General features: G+C 46.8%; 17 protein-coding genes and 1 tRNA gene. 12 read left to right on the top strand and 6 right to left on the bottom strand.

The features are described from left to right. Positions 1–106: 106 nt before the first annotated feature. Together PMG71_RS17205 and PMG71_RS17200 are read right to left on the bottom strand one after the other, a co-directional pair. A complete protein-coding gene (locus PMG71_RS17205; RefSeq protein WP_283754941.1) occupies positions 107–244 on the bottom strand; it encodes a hypothetical protein in 138 nt (45 codons plus the stop codon). A gap of 190 nt (positions 245–434) precedes the next feature. Then, positions 435–1,331, bottom strand: a complete 897-nt coding sequence (locus PMG71_RS17200) for a hypothetical protein (protein WP_283754940.1) — start codon at positions 1,329–1,331, stop codon at positions 435–437. Between the two features lie 300 nt (positions 1,332–1,631). Here PMG71_RS17200 and PMG71_RS17195 point away from each other — a divergent pair, with 300 nt between their 5' ends. After that, entirely contained in the window at positions 1,632–1,793 is a 162-nt protein-coding gene (locus PMG71_RS17195) for a hypothetical protein (protein ID WP_283754939.1), read from the top strand. 290 nt (positions 1,794–2,083) lie between these two features. Here the strand turns inward: PMG71_RS17195 and PMG71_RS17190 are convergent, their stop codons facing one another. Then, positions 2,084–4,690 (bottom strand): TIGR03960 family B12-binding radical SAM protein, encoded by a 2,607-nt coding sequence (locus PMG71_RS17190; protein WP_283754938.1) that lies wholly within the window; start codon positions 4,688–4,690, stop codon positions 2,084–2,086. Between the two features lie 161 nt (positions 4,691–4,851). Here PMG71_RS17190 and PMG71_RS17185 point away from each other — a divergent pair, with 161 nt between their 5' ends. Together PMG71_RS17185 and PMG71_RS17180 are read left to right on the top strand one after the other, a co-directional pair. Beyond that, positions 4,852–5,613, top strand: coding sequence for a Uma2 family endonuclease (locus tag PMG71_RS17185; RefSeq protein ID WP_283754937.1), 762 nt, complete (start codon positions 4,852–4,854; stop codon positions 5,611–5,613). A 197-nt stretch (positions 5,614–5,810) separates the two neighbouring features. Then, positions 5,811–6,005, top strand: a complete 195-nt coding sequence (locus PMG71_RS17180) for a hypothetical protein (protein WP_283754936.1) — start codon at positions 5,811–5,813, stop codon at positions 6,003–6,005. Here PMG71_RS17180 and PMG71_RS17175 read toward each other — a convergent pair. After that, a complete protein-coding gene (locus tag PMG71_RS17175) occupies positions 6,002–6,382 on the bottom strand; it encodes a hypothetical protein (RefSeq protein WP_283754935.1) in 381 nt (126 codons plus the stop codon). The genes PMG71_RS17180 and PMG71_RS17175 overlap by 4 nt on opposite strands. 45 nt (positions 6,383–6,427) lie before the next feature. Further along, a complete protein-coding gene (locus PMG71_RS17170) occupies positions 6,428–7,009 on the bottom strand; it encodes a Uma2 family endonuclease (protein ID WP_283754934.1) in 582 nt (193 codons plus the stop codon). Positions 7,010–7,180: 171 nt separating this feature from the next. On the opposite strand from PMG71_RS17170, the gene clpS reads away from it, so the two are divergent. The 9 genes from clpS to PMG71_RS17125 all read left to right on the top strand — a co-directional run bounded on the left by clpS (position 7,181) and on the right by PMG71_RS17125 (position 13,426). Continuing rightward, on the top strand, positions 7,181–7,462 hold the full coding sequence (gene clpS / locus PMG71_RS17165) for an ATP-dependent Clp protease adapter ClpS (RefSeq protein WP_283754933.1): 282 nt from the start codon (positions 7,181–7,183) through the stop codon (positions 7,460–7,462). A 13-nt stretch (positions 7,463–7,475) separates the two neighbouring features. Next, positions 7,476–8,297: a CPBP family intramembrane glutamic endopeptidase gene (locus PMG71_RS17160; protein ID WP_283754932.1), complete on the top strand. Its 822-nt coding sequence runs from the start codon at positions 7,476–7,478 to the stop codon at positions 8,295–8,297. 45 nt (positions 8,298–8,342) lie between these two features. Beyond that, positions 8,343–9,038: a response regulator transcription factor NblR gene (gene nblR, locus PMG71_RS17155; RefSeq protein ID WP_283754931.1), complete on the top strand. Its 696-nt coding sequence runs from the start codon at positions 8,343–8,345 to the stop codon at positions 9,036–9,038. 190 nt (positions 9,039–9,228) lie between these two features. Then, positions 9,229–9,681, top strand: a complete 453-nt coding sequence (locus PMG71_RS17150; protein WP_283754930.1) for a DUF192 domain-containing protein — start codon at positions 9,229–9,231, stop codon at positions 9,679–9,681. Positions 9,682–10,145: 464 nt separating this feature from the next. Beyond that, entirely contained in the window at positions 10,146–10,337 is a 192-nt protein-coding gene (locus PMG71_RS17145) for a DUF2949 domain-containing protein (protein ID WP_283754929.1), read from the top strand. A 227-nt stretch (positions 10,338–10,564) separates the two neighbouring features. Then, on the top strand, positions 10,565–11,440 hold the full coding sequence (locus PMG71_RS17140) for a M48 family metallopeptidase (protein ID WP_283754928.1): 876 nt from the start codon (positions 10,565–10,567) through the stop codon (positions 11,438–11,440). Next, positions 11,419–11,500 (top strand) — tRNA-Leu (locus PMG71_RS17135). The genes PMG71_RS17140 and PMG71_RS17135 overlap by 22 nt, the downstream gene beginning before the upstream one ends. Before the next feature lie 171 nt (positions 11,501–11,671). Beyond that, entirely contained in the window at positions 11,672–12,742 is a 1,071-nt protein-coding gene (locus PMG71_RS17130) for an ABC transporter permease (RefSeq protein WP_283754927.1), read from the top strand. 3 nt (positions 12,743–12,745) lie between these two features. Beyond that, entirely contained in the window at positions 12,746–13,426 is a 681-nt protein-coding gene (locus PMG71_RS17125; RefSeq protein WP_283754926.1) for a TIGR04283 family arsenosugar biosynthesis glycosyltransferase, read from the top strand. 145 nt (positions 13,427–13,571) lie between these two features. Here PMG71_RS17125 and PMG71_RS17120 read toward each other — a convergent pair whose 3' ends face one another. Beyond that, on the bottom strand, positions 13,572–14,198 hold the full coding sequence (locus PMG71_RS17120; RefSeq protein WP_283754925.1) for a GIY-YIG nuclease family protein: 627 nt from the start codon (positions 14,196–14,198) through the stop codon (positions 13,572–13,574). Positions 14,199–14,278 lie beyond the last annotated feature (80 nt).

Below are 14,278 nucleotides of genomic sequence, written 5' to 3'. Positions count from 1 at the left end.
GCAGTTTTCGCTGTTATGTGGGACATCTTGATCCCCCTAAATCCCCCTTAAAAAGGGGGACTTTCCTATTCCCCCCTTTTTAAGGGGGGCAAGGGGGGATCTTTTCCTACTGTCCACCGATACAGCGCAAAGCGCTGTATTGTAAACCTGCCCCCACCCCTGGCGCTATTGCCGGGAGCCAGAAGCCCGGTTTCTTCAAGAAACCGGGCTTCTCCGAGACTAGGGTTCCTGGCTTAAAGGTCATTCATGGCTTCCTCACTTTCATACAAAGTAGTCGCCGCGTATTGCATTGATCCAATTTAGCCCAACCGTTGGGGGGGCGGGTTCAGCAAAGTTATCGATAGGTATTCTAGATTGTGGTATAACCCGCCCCTACCCATCAATTCCACGATCCCGTAGGGGCAGGTTTCACCCAGATTTTGGACACCCAAACATCAATCCTGTGAACCTGCCCCCACCACCGTATACCGGCGATAAAATCCTTGCCATTCTACTGTTTGTAATGTCTCCCAAACCTCGACCATTTGCGCTCCCGTTAATTCCGGTATTTCGTCCTCTGGAAAATCGGAAAACGGCCAACCGTCGCGCAAAACAATCGCCAAAAATTCCGCCTCTCCCACATTAAAAGTCATATCCTGATAGTCAGCATTAACTCTGGGTATCCACTCCACCGACTCCGAGAGTTCATACTGCTTGGAAAATGCCCCAGAAGGACAAAGGGAATAACTGCCATCTTTTTCCCGAAGCAACAACAGCAAATACCCCGGAACCGGGACTTGCAATTGCAATTGATATCCCTGATTCACTCGTAATTCTTGGGGTGGATTATTCGGTCTCCCCACGGCAATACGGTGGTCTTCCTGATTGGGAACTAGCTCCTTGGGAACTAGCTCCAACCATCCCGGTTTTGCAGCCACTTGCTGCTGTTTCTGCAATTTCCCAAATGCCCACCGAGGAAAGGCTTTATCCCACAGCCAATCATAACAGACTTTCCAGGGGCCAACATCGGACTCACTCGGCGCACCAGTTTTTTTGTGCTTCAAATCGTCAAGGTTAACCCCATCAAGTTCCATTTGTTGACCAAAAGTAGTTTTGATTTTTTCGACCACTTCCTGAATAGTCTTGTTGATGTTACTCAGAGCAGAATTGCTGTTTAAGTCCTTGGTTATCTTAACTTTAATGGCTGGATGTTGCTCCTTGAAGTTATCTGGATGCCACCGATGCCAGAAGCAACGTTTTTGCGCTTCACTATTGCGATTATGGTTAAAAATCTGCTGCCCCATGTGCAAGAGGAATTGGTCTTGCAGGGGCTGCGGTTGAGAATACGCCATGGTTTTGCCCTACCACTGCTGTAGTTATTCTTCTACACTAGCACAGGTTGCTGGTAGATGAAAAGAGTTTTTTTTGAGTTTTATTTTGTTTTATTTCCCTATATTTTGGTTTATTTTTGTTGATTTAATGCGGGTCTTGGGCGGTGCGTTACGCTGTCGCTTTTCATGTCCGCTTGCGGAAACGCACCCTACGAGGTTTGTGTACGAGATTTATATCGATTTATTTTTTCCATATTTTATCGCCATTTTCAGATGAAAAATAGGGAGATAAAACGGAAGTATGGACGTAGGAGATTAAGGATGATGAGTTCTCTAAACCGACAACGACAACGACAAGTTTTGATTCTGATTTCGGAGTTTGTGCTGCCGAATATGGTTGGGTTCATCCTAGATGCTTCTTTGGGGTTTAGCATGAGCGCGATCGTTGTGGCTTATCATGTATGGAAAACCTGGGATGGCTAATATCAATTAAAAATTAAAAATTAAAAATTAAAAATGGGTATGGGTTGGGGATCATTATAATTCCCCTGTAGCGGAGAACCCCGGTTTCTTCAAGAAACCGGGGTTCTGTACCGCGTGATGGGTGAACTTGCCCTATGACTCATCCAATAAAATCAACTGCTTGCGGTGAGTATGACGCAAGTATTCGTAGGGTGCGTTTCCGCAAGCGGACATGAAAAGCGACAGCGTAACGCACCCAAACCCACATCCAAAAGATTACTCTGTACCGGGTGATGGACAAACTTGCCCCATTATTCATCGGATAAAATCAACTGCTTCCGGTGAGTCTGGCGTAAGGAAAATTGGACTGAATGAGCAGCAATAAATTCAAACAGATAAACCACATCGGTGGGACGCAATAGGGTTCCATCATTGCGGCAACTGCCGAGATAGCTAATGTGTGCCAAACCTTCAGCAGAAATGGAGTCTAATTCTAATTCAAATAACTGCTCGCGCAGGTTAACTCGTTTGGGTTTGCCGGATTTGGTTTTTCCTTCTTTGATGATTTCCTCACGGTCTAAAATAGCCTGAATCCAATCTTGCCACTGTTGGCAAGTCACGGACTGGGAAGAGTCTAGGGTAATTTGGTATTCAGCTTTGTCTAATAACTGGGCGCTGCTTTTCCCTTTTAAGGGGACTTCTTGGGCTTCGTAAAGCGGACATTCGGCAGGCAGTTGGGCGCGAAGACGCTGTAAAAAGTTTTCTGGTGCGACTGACTGGGTTAATTCAAAATCGACTAACTCGCCACTGCTGGTGATGCCTAATGAGAGGGCACTGGCGACCATGATTCGGGGGCCGGGATGATATCCTCCGGTATAGGCAACAGGTAAGCCAGCGCGACGTACTGCCCGGTCAAGCAGTCGCAGCCAGTCTAAATGACTAATTTGCCCCATTTCTCCTTGTTTGCCCCATTTGACGCGCAGGCGTTGAACCGGCGGCACTTTGGTGTTGTCGTGGGCTTCTAGTTTGGGAATGGGGGGCGGGGTGACGATGATGTTATGGCCAAAGTCAGTGCCGCAGACTCCGCAGTGGGAACAGGTGTCAAAGGAGCAGTCGGGGACGGTGGTTTCTTGGAGGGCGCGTTTGAGGTCGTCTTTGAGCCAGGTTTTGCTGATTCCGGTGTCGATATGATCCCAGGGGAGGGGTTGATCTAAGAGGGATTCAGATGAGGTAGGGTTGGAAAGATGATTGGGGATGGCGTGCCAGGTTCCTTCGGTAATTTGCCGATATTTCCAGGTGAGTCCGGCTTGCTCGATCGCCTCTTCCCAAGCATTATAGGCTGTATCGAGGCTCTCCCACCAGGCATCCATGCCCGCGCCGCGCTTCCAAGCTTCGAGAATAACGGGGCCGAGTTGGCGATCGCCTCTTGAAAGAAAATCCTCCATGGCCGATAATCGAATATCGGTAAAGTTGGCCTTGACTCCCCGCATTTGCCGAAACTGTTCCCGCAGCAATTCCTGTTTCCGCTCAAATTCTGCTGTCGCCACACTATGCCATTGGAAAGGGGTATGGGGTTTGGGGGTAAAGTTGGAGATAGTCAGGGTCACGCCCAACCGTTTACGGCCGCGAGTATAACATTCTTGCTGGAGCCAGTGGACGGTTTCGGCAATGCCCAAAACATCTGCATCGGTTTCTCCGGGTAAGCCAATCATAAAGTAAAGTTTGACCCGATCCCATCCTTGGTCATAGGCACTTTTCACGCCCCGCAAGAGTTCCTCATTGGTCAACCCTTTGTTAATAATGTCGCGCATCCGTTGGGTTCCGGCTTCGGGTGCAAAGGTGAGGGAACTTTTGCGCGTACCGCCCACAATGTTACCAATGTTTTCATCAAACCGGTCTACCCGTTGACTGGGGAGGGAGATGGAAATTTTTTGGTCTTGCAGTTGGTTTCTCAGTTCTAAACCCACCGCAGGAAGGGCAAGATAGTCGGAGCAACTGAGAGAGAGCAGGGAGATTTCATTATAACCGGTGGCTTGAATGCCGTCGGCGATCGCCTCGATCACCTCCTCCGGGTCAACATCCCGCGCTGGACGGGTGAGCATTCCTGGTTGGCAAAACCGGCAACCCCTGGTGCATCCGCGCCGAATTTCCATCGTTAACCGGTCGTGGATGGTCTCAATATAGGGCACGAGAGCGACGGAATAGGCGGGCATGGGGGGGGCTGTTCGGCGTAAAATGCGATCGGGTACATCCTCGCGCACCGGAACCACCCTACCGTCTGGTGTGGGTTGATAAAACTGGGGCACATAAACGCCAGGAACTTGGGCCAGATCTAAGAGTAAATCCACACGACTCAAGTTGTTTTTTAAGCCTTCTTCCACAACTAAGCCAATTTCTGGCAGCACTTCTTCCCCATCTCCGAGGGCCATAAAATCAAAGAATTGGGAATAGGGTTCCGGGTTGGAGGTAGCGGTTTGTCCCCCAGCAAAGATCAGGGGAAAATTGCCCTCTTTGCGCTCTTCCCAGGTGAGGGGAATACCGGCAAGATCGAGCATTTCTAGGATATTGGTGGCTCCGAGTTCGTAGCTAAGACTAAAGCCAATAATGTCAAATTCTGAGAGAGGGCGACGAGATTCGAGGGCAAATAGGGGAGTTTGGGTCTCCCGCAGTTTAGCGCTCATATCGGGGCCAGGTAAATAGGTGCGATCGCACAGTTGGCGCGGCTGGGCATTAATAATATTGTATAGAATTTGATGCCCTAAATTCGATGAACCTAATTCATACAATTCCGGATAGCTCAATACCCAATGCACAGATGTCTCTGACCAGGATTTATACGCTGCCCCTAATTCCTTACCGATATAACGAGCAGGTTTATGGATATCGGGGGTCAATAATTGATCGATGGCAATAACCATAGGTTCACCTCTCGTATACTCTGTGTTCTCCCTGTAACGATCTGGCCAGAGTTGGGGCGATCGCACAGACTTCTAGGATACCGTAGGAGCCATTCCCCTGTCTTTGATATTCGACGAAGTGCGATCGCGATAAAATCAAGAAAAACTTGCCAAGTGAACTTATGTACCTCCAATATACTCCTAGAGATTACCTCCCCTCGGCAAAAGATTTACCCGACTCGGACGAGACTCCTGTGGATAATCAACTGCAACATCTAATTCCCGGACTTCTTGAAGCAGTGCTGGCTTTAATTTGGTCAGAGCGCATGGATTGGTTTTTTGGGGTAGACATGGGAGTATACTATGACCCCAACCAACCGGCCATTGTCCCGGATGGGTTTTTGAGTATCGGTGTCCCCAGAATTATTGATGAGGGCTTACGCTTATCCTATGTTCTCTGGGAAGAGGAACAAATTCCGACTTTAGTCTTAGAAGTCGTCTCAAAAACCAGAAGAGGAGAGTATAGCCAGAAAAAACAACACTATGCCCAACTGGGAATTCCCTACTATGTTATTTATAATCCTGTGCGGACACAGCAACAGCCATTAGAGGTTTATCAACTTAAGGGGGGTGAATATGAATTATTATCAGGGGAACCGGTATGGTTATCTGAACTCAATTTAGGCATAGGTCGAGGGCAAGGAACCTATCAAGGGATAGAGAGAGAATGGCTCTATTGGTATGATGAACAGGGAAAGCGCTATCTGACACCAGAGGAAAGAGCCGAGAGTGCTGAACTTGAACGCGATCGCGAACGTCAAGAAAAAGAACTCGAACGAGACAGAGCCGATCGCCAACAACAGCGAGCCGAAAGTGCTGAATCCGATTTACAACAGCTACGAGAAAAACTACGACAGTTAAATATCGATCCCGATTCTCTTTAGAATCCCCGATCTGGAGGACTAACCTTATAGGTATCATTACGTTAATCAATTCATCCAATGAATCAGCCCAAGTCTCTATCCTCCCGCGATCCCCGCCACGTAGTGATCTCTATCACTTCAATTTCGCTAATTCGATCACATCTGAGCCTAGAAATTGCCGGTTAACTAGAGATATATTCAGAACGTGAGGTTCAATTATGATGCCCACCAGTTTAATCCGTCGGTTGGTAGAGCAGATCCTCTACTTAAAACGGCTCACCCCCGAATTGGAAAATGCCATTAATGCGGAATTAACGCGCTTAGGCCATATTTCTGATGTAGATTATGAAGCCCTCGAACTGTTGATGAGCGAAATGGATGAAGGGCGTATTCAACTGGTTTCTAACCCCTAGGGTTCTGATTCTGGGTTTTGATTCAGACTCCAGAGGCGATCGATAAACGATCGCAAATGCTGATGATGTTCACTTCCCTTAGAACTATTGGGGTGCATTGGGCCGAATTGGGCAATAATCGGAATCACATCGGTATCTAAGGCCGGATGAAATGCATTGAGTGGCCATAATAGGTCGGGCCCCTGACGTAAATCATAATAAATGGGCAACTCTGGTGGGAGTGAGTAGTCTTGAGCGGCTAACTCCACCAACATTAAGGGACGCACCCAAGCCAGACTTCTAGCGGTGACAATCTGAATCACTTCACTGTAGAGGCGATCGCCGTTAACCTCTAAGTAGACAATTTGACAAGGTTGGATGTTATCCAGGTTCTCCATGCAACAGACAGAATATCATTGTTCATTGTTCGTTGTTCATTGATATTACATCAGCAATCTCACAAATTCATTCACGGCATCATACTGATCGGCCATGCGCGAATGCAATTCCAGCGATCGCAAATCCAAATCGGGCAACAGTTCGCTATTTTTTACCAACCGATATTCCGTAGACTGCAAAGAATAAACCGCGATCGCGCCATCTTCCCAAAACCATACCTCTGGTACTCCTACCCGACGATACACTTCCAACGAATCAATACCACCACTGGTCAACACTATCTCAATTGCCAAATCTGGAATTGATTTTTTCTCATGCAAACAATAGGACTCATCCGGCTCTTTTCGACCTCCCAAGTCTTGAGAACCCAGTGTGGTACTCCCACGGGCGTAAAAACGAATGTTTTTTACGCGCAGATAAGCTTCCAAAAGCTGACTCAAGGTTTTTTTCGGTTCTTCATGAGCCTCTGATAAAGGAGACATAATCTGTAAATATCCATCTAAATAGGTTAAACGCGCTCCCGTTCCGACAAACCCTGCATCGAGTGTTTCTAATTTGTCCCAAGTGAGATTACCCACCAAAACCGCGTTTGGGTTGGCTTCTATTGATGATGGAGTGATAACCATGTGACTAACCTCAAGCGATCGTCCATACATAATAACAATCGGAACAGGGAATGCTATAATTTCACTTTAGGTTTACAAAAGAGCGCTGTATCAAGCCAATCAGAGTTCTTAGCATTTAATCACTCAAATACAAATGCTTTCCTTTGCTCCATTAACCAGAGGTATAAAGCTATGTCTGTAGAAACCATTGAAAAACGGTCAACCACTCGCAAAATAGCCCCTCGTTATCGGGTGCTACTCCATAATGACGACTTCAACAGCATGGAATATGTCGTCGAAACCCTGCTCAAAACCGTATCGAGCTTAACTCAGCCCCAAGCCGTCAGTATTATGATGGAAGCGCACAATAGTGGTATAGCCTTGGTGATTACCTGCGCTCAGGAACATGCGGAGTTTTACAGCGAAACTCTGAATAATCACGGGCTGACCAGTACCATTGAACCAGAGGAATAAGACCTCTAACTCAATGAGGAAGGCACAGCAAGCACCCGCAGTTCAAAGAATCATCCTATTTTTGGTGGTGCTGCTCTGTGTTTGGTTACCCATTGCATTGCCGATTTATCTCTGGGTAGCAGACCCCAATTGGCAAAGTATTTTAGCCATGGGGATCTTATATATAGAGTTCCTGTTGCTCGTTTATCTCTGGTCTCGCTGGGTTGACCCCATTCCCCATCTCTTCAAATATTATGGGGTGAGGTTAACCCAAGCCAACCGCCTAGAGTTTTTAGCCGGTTTGTGCATTGCAGTGGCGGGACTTTTGGGCTTATTTACCCTAGAAGAACGGATGGGTTGGGTAAACTGGAGACGACTCCCTCCCTCCATAACCCAAGTGCTACTCGAAGCTGTTCTCGTGGGTTTCGGAGTCGGTTGTGCAGAAGAGCTATTTTTTCGCGGGTGGTTCCTCAGTGAGCTACAACGGGATTATTCTTCTAACCGCAGTGCTTGGATTAATACTCTGATTTTTGCTATCTTGCACTTTATTAAACCCCTAGGGGAAATTCTGCGAACCTGGGTTCAGTTTCCCGGTTTGGTGATTTTAGGTCTAACTCTGGTTTGGGCAAAGTACGCAACCTATGGACGCTTGGGGTTATCTATTGGTCTGCATACGGGATTAGTGGCCACATTTTATGTCCTCAATGTGGGTCAACTGGTTGAGTATACCCAAAGTGTTCCTGCTTGGGTCACTGGTATTGATCAAAATCCCCTAGCGGGTATGATGGGGATATTATTTCTCAGTGGGATTGGCTTTTGGCTTAGAAGGCGATCGCTGAGAGTTCTGAATCCCTAAAATCCCTGATAACCTAGGCATCCTTACCGGGTAAACTCGAATATTATGAACACCGTTGTCCTTGAGTCTCACCCTTGTATCCTGGTGATTGAGAGTGATACCAACTTAGCTGAAAAAATGAGTCTGGACTTACAAGAGTCGGGTTACGATCCAGTAGTCGAAAGCGATCCAAAACTCTCTGTAACTCAAGTGGATCGGATTAAACCGGATTTAATTATTATCGATCGCATGTTGGTCGGGGATTCTGGATTAAGTATTTGTGAGAAAATTAGGGGTCAGGGAATTGTGGCCCCAATTTTAATGTTAATGGCCAAAGATACGGTAGAAGACCGGGTAGCTTGTTTAGAGTCGGGAGCTGACGATTATTTTATTAAACCCTACCGGACAGAAGAGTTTTTAGAACGATTACGACTTTATCTGAAACCCGATCCGGAAAATCATGAACAGTTGCGCTTTAGTGACTTGATTTTGGATCTGGGTACTCGGAAGGCTTTTCGCGATGGACGAGCGATTGAGTTAACCATGAAGGAGTTTGAACTGCTCAAGTGTTTGATGGAACATCCCCGTGATGTGTTAACCCGCGAACAAATTTTAGAGCAAGTTTGGGGATATGACTTTATGGGAGAATCCAATGTGATTGAGGTTTATATCCGGTACTTAAGACTGAAGATTGAACATGAGGGTGAAAAGCGCCTGATTCAGACAGTGCGCGGAGTAGGATATGTTTTGCGGGAACCTTGAGATGGTAAAGAAGAAAGAAATGAAAAAAAATTCCTCTGCTATAGGGTATATTTCAATCCTCCGAAATCCTCTTTTCCAAAAGGGAGTTTTACTGCCCCCCTTTTTTAAGGGGGGTTGGGGGGATCAAAATCTATCTCAAAAGAGGGGGAATTTCGCTGTATTAGGGTTGTTTTTATTCTTGAGCTTGGGAATGATCGGATGTGTCGGCTCGACTCCTCCTGCTGCTTCTGTCGATCCGATTGCTCAGGAGAGTGCTAAGGGACAGCAGTTAGAAGTGTCAGCACGAGTGGACATTTCTGGAGCAATCATTGAATTAGAGGTCGCTCGCACTCCAGAGCAACAGGCTTTAGGATTAATGTATCGACCCCAATTACCGGATAATCGGGGGATGCTCTTTCCCTTTCCCGATCCGAGAGTGGTAACGTTTTGGATGAGAAATGTCCCGGTTCCCTTAGATATGGTCTTTTTGCTTGATGGAGAAGTGAAGGCGATCGCCAGTTCTGTTCCCCCTTGTACCACTCCTTCTTGTCCCGTTTATGGGCCAGATGAAGCGGTGAATCAAGTGATAGAATTGCGCTCTGGACGTGCAGCCGAGTTAGGCTTGCAAGTGGGCGATCGCCTGGAGATTCAGTTTTTAGATTAGGGAGAATCTCACCCCCTGGACTCTCTTTCTAGATCCCTTACTGCTTAAGGGTTTTCGCTATTTTAGCCTCCAATCTCTAAGCCACAGAGTTGATCCCTCTCAAGAAAACGGATTAAAAATCTGTACAAGCCTTTACAAAACCTGAAAGATTTGATAGGCTGAAAAACTTGAAGCATAATAAAGTTATTGTTAATCTCCTCAAGATCGAGTAAAACAGGTAAACCTGCGATTCAGAGCGCCTTAAGATCTTCTGGAACTTTACATCCTGTTCATCAGACCCTTATTAGGGGTCAAGTTGTGATCGAGATCCTCTTTTAAGAGGGGAGAAGATCACATCAGGTATTAAATCGCTTGATTTATGCTTGTACAACGGGGACAGAATATAAACTGACTCCCCCACCACCCACTTAACAAATCCTGATTTCAAAATAAGCTTTTAAGACAATGAGGTGAAAAATTTGATTATGTCCCCCGGAAGCTACGCCAAATTAATTCGGTTTTTACAAGATGAGTTATCTATCTCTTCTTCTTCGATCTCTTTAGCGATGAGACAGTGCGAACACGATCCCGGCCCCTTACCCATGGTTTTGTGGCAATACGGCTTAGTGACTTTAGAGCAGCTTGATAAAATATTTGATTGGTTGGAAACAGCCTAGCTCTCGGAATCGGTTGAATCAGATTATGGAGGCTAGGGTTTATCATTTCTCTGAAACGGATTCTAATTAGGGCCTGGATGATCCTCTATCCGGCGATTATTAACAAGTTAAACATCGAGAAGCGGGTTGACAATTCAACCCGCTTCTGGCAATTGTTGCTACAATCAGTTGGGAATTGACTGTCTGGATTCAGTTCATTGTCCTAATCGTTTCCTTTGAAGTGTTCTATGGAGTTATCAAAACTGATTTTAAGGGGGCTGAAAGCCGATCATTTCCGCCATCCCCTGGATCGAGAGGCAACGCAAGCCCTGAAGCAGTTGCCTGGACTGGATATGGTCATTCGTAATTTACTGGCTCCAGTGGCAGAACAATATTTCTATTTAGAGAATATTGCTTCTAGTATTTTGGTGAGCGATCGCCAACTGCCCCATTTAAACCAATTGCTCCTAGAAGCTTGTCAGATCTTAGACCTAGAACCGCCCCAACTCTACATCAAGCAGCATCCGGTTCCCAACGCCTATACCTTTGCCATGCGGGGAAAGCAACCCTTTATGGTGGTGCATACTTCCCTGATCGAGCTGCTTACCCCCGAAGAAATTCAAGCCGTCATTGCCCATGAATTAGGCCATCTCAAATGCGACCATGGGGTATACCTGACCTTAGCTAATCTGATGGTACTCGGAGCTAGTTTAGTGCCCAACTGGGGAACTCTCGTGGCTCAACAACTGCAAAGCCAGTTAATGGAATGGGTCAGATGTGCGGAGTTTTCCTGCGATCGATCCGCCCTATTAGTGAGTCAAAATCCCAGAGTCGTCATGTCCGTCCTCATGAAACTCGCCGGTGGATCGCCCTCTCTTGCCCCCCAACTCAACCTAGATGCTTTCATTGACCAAGCTCGCGCCTACGATCGCATCGATGAGAGCGAAATCGGTCAACTGCTCAAACAAGCCCAAAGTGCTGAACTCACCCATCCCGTCCCCGTCCTCCGGGCAAGAGAAGTGGATCGATGGGCCAGAACCCAAGATTATCAAAACCTTTTACAAAATCTGAAAATAGGCTATAATAGCAAAGTTGACCCCAAGGGCGGATGGCGAAATTGGTAGACGCACCACACTCAAAATGTGGCACCTCCGGGTATGAGAGTTCGAGTCTCTCTCCGCCCATACCTCAAATCAAATAAGGCATAAGCGGTTCGCGACTTTTACCCTCATACCCAGAGGTGCGCTCACACATATTTCACCACGCCAATGGTCAACGTACTTAGAGGAGTCAATCTTGAGTCAATCCATGGCATCATAGAACAATAAGAATCCCAGAGGTCAAGAGGTACAGCCGTGGATTGGTGGCAGAAACTACGCAAAAATCCCCTCGCTCAGGTGGGAGCGGTGATTCTGATAATTTTCTATATTGTGGTGATTGGGGCGGGTTTTTTTGCCCCCTATACTCCCTACAGCTCTCAACTCGACGGTTCTCTGCTCCCACCTACGCCCATTGAATGGTTTAATGAGCAAGGACAGTTGGCTCCGCGAGTTTATCCGGTAACTCAGGGAGCAACAGACTTAGATACAGGCGATCGCCCCCTAATTATAGACCGTAGCCAGCCCTCTCCCCTACGCCTATTTGTCCAGGGTGAAGACTACAAAATCCTCGGCATCATTCCCGCGAATCTCCATCTCTTTGGCACAGCAGGAGTAGGGCGGATCAATCTTTTGGGCACAGATAGCCAAGCTAGAGACCAGTTTAGTCGTCTGCTCTACGGCGGTCAAATTAGCCTCAGTATCGGTTTAGTGGGAATTTCGGTTTCTTTTCCCCTAGGCATGTTTGTCGGTGGTCTATCGGGCTATTTTGGGGGCTGGGTGGATGCCATCCTGATGCGCTTAGTCGAAGTGTTAATGACCATTCCCGGTATCTATCTCTTGGTTGCCCTCGCTGCGGTGATTCCCCCCCAACTCACCAGCGCTCAACGGTTTCTGCTAATTGTGATGATTACGTCCTTTGTCAGTTGGTCAGGACTTGCGCGGGTGATCCGAGGTCAAGTGCTATCGATTAAAGAGCAACAATTTGTGCAAGCCGCTAAAGCCATGGGAGCCAATCCAGTTTATATTATTGTCCGCCATGTCTTGCCCCAAACCGCGACCTATGTGATTATCTCTGCAACTCTGGCCATTCCTGGGTTTATCGTGGCTGAATCGGTGTTAAGTCTGATTGGCTTAGGTATTCAGGAACCCGATCCCTCTTGGGGTAATCTCTTATCTGCCGGAACCAATGCCTCAATTTTGGTCTTGCAACCCTGGCTAGTTTGGCCTCCAGCTATTTTGATTATTTTGACGGTTCTCTCGTTTAATCTGTTGGGGGATGGGTTGCGGGATGCTCTCGATCCCAGGAGTTTACGAGAATTCAATTAAATCATGGGTTTGATTTCAGTGATTATTCCCGTTCTTAATGAAGCGGATCGGATTTTGTCTACTGTGGCAACAGTTCAGCAAGGAACAGATGTAGAGATTCTTGTGGTGGATGGGGGATCGACCGATGGTACGGTGGAGCGCTTAAGACAGGCAGGAGTTGAGTTTATTCAAACGACTCCGGGAAGGGGATATCAGATGAATGAAGGCGCTCGTCAGGCGACGGGAGAGTATTTGTTATTTTTGCATGGGGATACGCAACTGCCGGGGGAGTATGACCGATGGGTGCGGGAGATTTTGTCGCAACCGGGAGTGGTTGCGGGAGCGTTTGAGTTGGCGATAGAGGGGGAAAACTGGGGGTATCGGGTGGTGGAATGGGGGGTGAAGTGGCGATCGCATCTTTTCCAATTGCCCTACGGAGATCAAGCCATTTTTTTATCCCGTGCAGTGTTTGAGCAGGTGGGAGGATTTCCAGAGTTACCGATTTTAGAGGATTGGCAGTTAATGCAAAGGCTGAAATCCTTGGGAAAAATTGCGATCGCCCCCCTACCCGTAATCACCTCTGCTCGACGTTGGCAGCACTTGGGCATCTGGCGTACAACGATGATTAACCAAGGCGTATTAATTGCCCATTTTTTGGGTGTCGATCTCCATCAAATTGCCCATTGGTATCGACAGAGGCGTTAAAGCTACAGCATCGTAGGGTGTGTTAGCAACAGCGTAACGCACCCTATTTGTTCAGCCAGAGTGGATCGTAGTGGCGCGTCATATCAAGTCCGGTTAATTTGTTAAGAAGCGGGCAAGATGCCCGCACTCCTGAAATCTCTTGATCTTAATCTCTGAGTTCCTTAAACGCAGTGCGTACAAGCTGCAACTCGTCTAAGCTCAAGTGGAAAATTTCCGTATCAGGACGACGATAGGAGTCAAATTTTTTGTGCAGCACAGATTCGACTTCATAACTTTTTTCTTCTGTGGGTAGACGGATAGAGTCCACTAAGCGACAGGGGCCAAATTGTTTGATTCGGTTGGGAATGGACTTCGCTTTGCCAATTTTGTAGTAAGCTTTTCCATCTTGTGTTGGATAAAACGTTAGTAATTCTACAAAATAGACACAACTCGATGTATCCGTCTTTAAGTCTGCTACCGTGAAAACTGGTTTATTTTTCAACTTTAGTTTAGGGGGTGGATTTCCCCATCTAGACACAATGGAAGCTACAAGTTTCTTTGAGAGATTACCACCAACCTGAAATGGATATTGAATTTCATCTGAATAGATGGCGAACCATTTCTTATAGGTGCGATATTTTCGGAGAAGCTTCCAATATTTCAGAGAGAATTCGAGATCGCTTTCTATCTGCCCAAACTCTTTAAACTCATCTGAAGCAAAAACCCGAATAATTCCTTTTTCCTTATTCTCTAAGTCTTCCCAAAAGTAGGTGGGATACTCCAAAGGTCTCATTGTTTTTACTGATTTTACTTTTGTGGGCTAGTCTTTTTCGATATATCGCTAAGAGTAACACATTTAGAAATACTGGTCAA

This window comes from Roseofilum acuticapitatum BLCC-M154, assembly GCF_030068475.1.
In the GTDB taxonomy this organism is placed as follows: Bacteria; Cyanobacteriota; Cyanobacteriia; order Cyanobacteriales; family Desertifilaceae; genus Roseofilum; species Roseofilum acuticapitatum.
This window is presented reverse-complemented; position numbering and strand designations above follow the sequence as displayed.

Excerpts from the sequence above, each read along its gene's own strand:
- PMG71_RS17150 (WP_283754930.1), top strand. The coding sequence starts at position 9,229 with ATGATCGGATGTGTCGGCTCGACTCCTCCTGCTGCTTCTGTCGATCCG.
- PMG71_RS17175 (WP_283754935.1), bottom strand. The coding sequence starts at position 6,382 with ATGGAGAACCTGGATAACATCCAACCTTGTCAAATTGTCTACTTAGAG.
- PMG71_RS17145 (WP_283754929.1), top strand. The coding sequence starts at position 10,146 with ATGTCCCCCGGAAGCTACGCCAAATTAATTCGGTTTTTACAAGATGAG.
- PMG71_RS17185 (WP_283754937.1), top strand. The coding sequence starts at position 4,852 with ATGTACCTCCAATATACTCCTAGAGATTACCTCCCCTCGGCAAAAGAT.
- PMG71_RS17205 (WP_283754941.1), bottom strand. The coding sequence starts at position 244 with ATGACCTTTAAGCCAGGAACCCTAGTCTCGGAGAAGCCCGGTTTCTTG.
- nblR (WP_283754931.1), top strand. The coding sequence starts at position 8,343 with ATGAACACCGTTGTCCTTGAGTCTCACCCTTGTATCCTGGTGATTGAG.
- PMG71_RS17200 (WP_283754940.1), bottom strand. The coding sequence starts at position 1,331 with ATGGCGTATTCTCAACCGCAGCCCCTGCAAGACCAATTCCTCTTGCAC.
- PMG71_RS17195 (WP_283754939.1), top strand. The coding sequence starts at position 1,632 with ATGATGAGTTCTCTAAACCGACAACGACAACGACAAGTTTTGATTCTG.
- PMG71_RS17125 (WP_283754926.1), top strand. The coding sequence starts at position 12,746 with ATGGGTTTGATTTCAGTGATTATTCCCGTTCTTAATGAAGCGGATCGG.
- clpS (WP_283754933.1), top strand. The coding sequence starts at position 7,181 with ATGTCTGTAGAAACCATTGAAAAACGGTCAACCACTCGCAAAATAGCC.
- PMG71_RS17170 (WP_283754934.1), bottom strand. The coding sequence starts at position 7,009 with ATGGTTATCACTCCATCATCAATAGAAGCCAACCCAAACGCGGTTTTG.
- PMG71_RS17140 (WP_283754928.1), top strand. The coding sequence starts at position 10,565 with ATGGAGTTATCAAAACTGATTTTAAGGGGGCTGAAAGCCGATCATTTC.
- PMG71_RS17190 (WP_283754938.1), bottom strand. The coding sequence starts at position 4,690 with ATGGTTATTGCCATCGATCAATTATTGACCCCCGATATCCATAAACCT.
- PMG71_RS17120 (WP_283754925.1), bottom strand. The coding sequence starts at position 14,198 with ATGAGACCTTTGGAGTATCCCACCTACTTTTGGGAAGACTTAGAGAAT.
- PMG71_RS17160 (WP_283754932.1), top strand. The coding sequence starts at position 7,476 with ATGAGGAAGGCACAGCAAGCACCCGCAGTTCAAAGAATCATCCTATTT.
- PMG71_RS17180 (WP_283754936.1), top strand. The coding sequence starts at position 5,811 with ATGATGCCCACCAGTTTAATCCGTCGGTTGGTAGAGCAGATCCTCTAC.